The organism is Nostoc sp. NOS(2021) (assembly GCF_017115025.1).
Classification (GTDB): domain Bacteria; phylum Cyanobacteriota; class Cyanobacteriia; order Cyanobacteriales; family Nostocaceae; genus Nostoc.
In genome coordinates, this window is the sequence record NZ_JABXKM010000008.1 from 1 (window position 1) to 3,607 (window position 3,607).

Sequence of the window (3,607 nt, forward strand, 5' to 3'; positions counted from 1 at the left end):
CCCCAATCCCCAACGAATTCAGAAAAAGCAAATATTGGTAAGGATTCTGGGATATCCTTAGATCAGTGAAAGATTTGCCAAAAATAGTAAGAATGAAGCTGGCAGCAAGAGTAAGTCAGGTAACACCTTCATTAACCTTAGCGATCGCAGCCAAGGCTAAGGCACTGAAGGTAGAAGGAATAGATGTTTGTAGTTTTAGCGCTGGAGAACCAGATTTTGATACTCCAGCGCATATTAAAGCCGCAGCAGTAAAGGCTTTGGAAGAAGGCAAAACCAAGTATGGTGCAGCAGCTGGAGAACCAAAGTTAAGGGAAGCGATCGCCCACAAGCTTAAAATTGATAACGGTCTTGATTATAAGTCAGAGAATGTGATCGTCAGCAACGGCGGTAAGCATTCTCTGTACAACTTAATTGTGGCGCTGATCGATCCAGGTGATGAGGTAATTATCCCTGCTCCCTATTGGCTAAGTTATCCCGAAATGGTGACTTTGGTCGGTGGAGTTTCAGTGATTGTACGCACAGATGCCACGACGGATTATAAAATTACTCCCGAACAACTCCGTAAAGCAATCACGCCCAAGACGAAGTTATTTATCCTCAACTCCCCATCTAATCCCACAGGGATGGTTTACACGCCAGATGAAATCAAAGCACTGGCGAAGGTAGTAGTTGATGCAGATATCCTTGTCGTCTCTGATGAGATTTACGAAAAGATCCTCTACGACGGTGCAGAACATATCAGCATCGGTTCTCTAGGGAAGGAAATTTTTGACCGCACTTTGATTAGTAATGGGTTTGCGAAGGCTTATTCGATGACTGGGTGGAGACTTGGTTATTTAGCGGGGCCAGTGGAAATTATTAAAGCCGCGAGTACCATCCAAGGGCATAGTACATCTAATGTGTGTACCTTTGCTCAATATGGTGCGATCGCGGCTTTGGAAAGTCCTCAAGATTGTGTCGAAGAAATGCGCCAAGCCTTCGCTAAACGCCGACAGGTAATGCTAGACAGACTCAACGCCATTCCCGGATTGAGTACCGCAAAACCAGATGGCGCTTTTTATCTGTTCCCTGATATCAGCAAAACCGGTCTAAAATCTCTAGAGTTTTGTGACGCTTTGTTAGAAAAACACCAAGTTGCAGTCATTCCCGGAATTGCTTTTGGCGCTGATGACAACATTCGCCTTTCCTACGCCACAGATATGGCGACGATTGAAAAGGGAATGGATAGATTAGAGAAATTTGTCAAGTCGCGTATTTAGTTAGTTGTCATTTGTGAGGAGAATTTACCAATTTTCCAACTTCTTAACTCCACCTTTTCAACTCGAACGGGTGGAGTTGATTTTTAAACTTGAAGTTCCGAGTTCCGAGCTTGAAGTTCCGTGTTCGGAAATGTCAATTATATTGATTTTTGTTGAGTAATTTATTCCTTGGAAGTCCCTTATGACAGTTGCGTAAGTCCTGATTAAGCAGATCGCTGCAATCCATTAAGAGCTAGATCGAGAGTACCTGCTGAATTTGGAGAATAAGCGATATCTAGAGAAACACTACCTTCTATCGTCTGAGGACTACCAATTATAGGAGTTGTAGCAATTCTTGCAGCGGACTGTATTACATTAGACACCAAAGGAGATGGGCTAGGATTGTCATCTGAGTTAATATTAATGTCAATAATCTTTCCTGGGGTTAACTTCAAGGTACTAAAAACAGCCCCAGCCTGAGCTTGGGCGTCTTTAACTGCTTCGCTAAGAACCTGCAAACGTGCCTGCTGCAATGCTTGGTCTGAGGGAGTGAAGCTTATATTCTGTATTAGATTCGCGCCTGCTTGGATAGCTGTGTCAATTGCTGCCCCAGCTCGAGCCGTTGGTAACTCAAACTGAAGTGTGTTGAGTCCTGTAAAGCCAGTTAGGGTTTGACTATCATTATAGACGGGATTTAGTTGAATAGATGTAGTTTGAAGTTGTTGCGCCCCAAGCTTTTGCAGCACATCAACTACTGCTGTTGAACGTTGAGCAGTTTTTTCTTGAACTTCGGTTGCGGTTTTTCCGTCTACTTGAATCCCCAATTGCACCTCAGTTAAAGTAGTGGGAACGGTGACTTCTCCTTGACCAGTAACTTTCAATATCTGAGCAGTGTTTGGATTAGTGCTACCAGTCAGGGGATCGACGATCGCAGGAGCCGGCTTACTCGCACCTGTGAGATTATGAGTAGCCGAAGCGAGAGTACCTGCTGAATTTGGAGAATAAGCGATATCTAGAGAAACACTACCTTCTATCGTCTGAGGACTACCAATTATAGGAGTTGTAGCAATTCTTGCAGCGGACTGTATTACATTAGACACCAAAGGAGATGGGCTAGGATTGTCATCTGAGTTAATATTAATGTCAATAATCTTTCCTGGGGTTAACTTCAAGGTACTAAAAACAGCCCCAGCCTGAGCTTGGGCGTCTTTAACTGCTTCGCTAAGAACCTGCAAACGTGCCTGCTGCAATGCTTGGTCTGAGGGAGTGAAGCTTATATTCTGTATTAGATTCGCGCCTGCTTGGATAGCTGTGTCAATTGCTGCCCCAGCTCGAGCCGTTGGTAACTCAAACTGAAGTGTGTTGAGTCCTGTAAAGCCAGTTAGGGTTTGACTATCATTATAGACGGGATTTAGTTGAATAGATGTAGTTTGAAGTTGTTGCGCCCCAAGCTTTTGCAGCACATCAACTACTGCTGTTGAACGTTGAGCAGTTTTTTCTTGAACTTCGGTTGCGGTTTTTCCGTCTACTTGAATCCCCAATTGCACCTCAGTTAAAGTAGTGGGAACGGTGACTTCTCCTTGACCAGTAACGTTCAATATCTGAGCAGTGTTAGCCATCTTATTCTCCTTGCTTAAATGATGTTTGAAACCTGTTGATGTTTTAATCTAACAGGATGTCTCAAAAGTAAGAAAGCTCACTCAAGCGTATCCTGCCAGTAGAAAAAATACTTAAGTATGACAGCGTTACGAGAGCCATGAATCCACCGTACCATATTACGTAACAATTTCGTCGAACTTAAGAGGGTCATAATTGTAGCAATTAAGCCGGAAAAAAGACGGTATGAACTGAATCTTGCGATTGAGACAGTTGGTGAGAACTAAAGCTTGATAGCGAGAGTCTGACATATTAGAACGTACAGCTTCCACGTATTTATCAGGTAGTAGGTGAGCCTTCTTCAGGCAAGATTTCATCTATGCTGAGTACCCACGGTATATAACTAGTGAAGCGGCTAGAAGAGAAGTACTAATCGCACCCATTTTATTAGAAGTAGCCCACATCACAAAAGCAATAGTTAATATTGAGTACCCCATCGAAGTTAACCAGTATCTCAGAGGTGACTTAGACTACTATCTTCAGTCAAAACACAATGTCTTAGTGGTAGAAGCAAAACAGGCAGACTTAACACGGGGATTTACCCAGTTAGCGACGGAGTTGATTGCTTTGGATACGTGGATAGAATCAGATGAGCCAATCTTGTATGGTGCTGTGACTACTGGAGATATTTGGCAGTTTGGTAGTTTTGATCGCCAAGAGAGGAAAGTGATATCATGTCCGCTTGATTACTTACTAAACCCCAAGAACCCCAC

2 protein-coding genes and 1 pseudogene are annotated in these 3,607 nt (G+C 43.3%); 2 read left to right on the forward strand and 1 reads right to left on the reverse strand.

The genetic code is table 11. The features are described from left to right. The first annotated feature begins 92 nt into the window (after window positions 1-92). Complete coding sequence (locus HWQ41_RS00145) at window positions 93-1,259, forward strand: pyridoxal phosphate-dependent aminotransferase (protein WP_292758582.1); 1,167 nt, start codon at window positions 93-95, stop codon at window positions 1,257-1,259. A gap of 203 nt (window positions 1,260-1,462) precedes the next feature. Here the strand turns inward: HWQ41_RS00145 and HWQ41_RS00150 are convergent, their stop codons facing one another. After that, on the reverse strand, window positions 1,463-2,857 hold the full coding sequence (locus HWQ41_RS00150; protein WP_292758585.1) for an SIMPL domain-containing protein: 1,395 nt from the start codon (window positions 2,855-2,857) through the stop codon (window positions 1,463-1,465). Window positions 2,858-3,233: 376 nt separating this feature from the next. On the opposite strand from HWQ41_RS00150, the pseudogene HWQ41_RS00155 reads away from it, so the two are divergent. Next, window positions 3,234-3,607 (forward strand): annotated as a pseudogene (locus HWQ41_RS00155) (hypothetical protein); the annotation flags it as partial.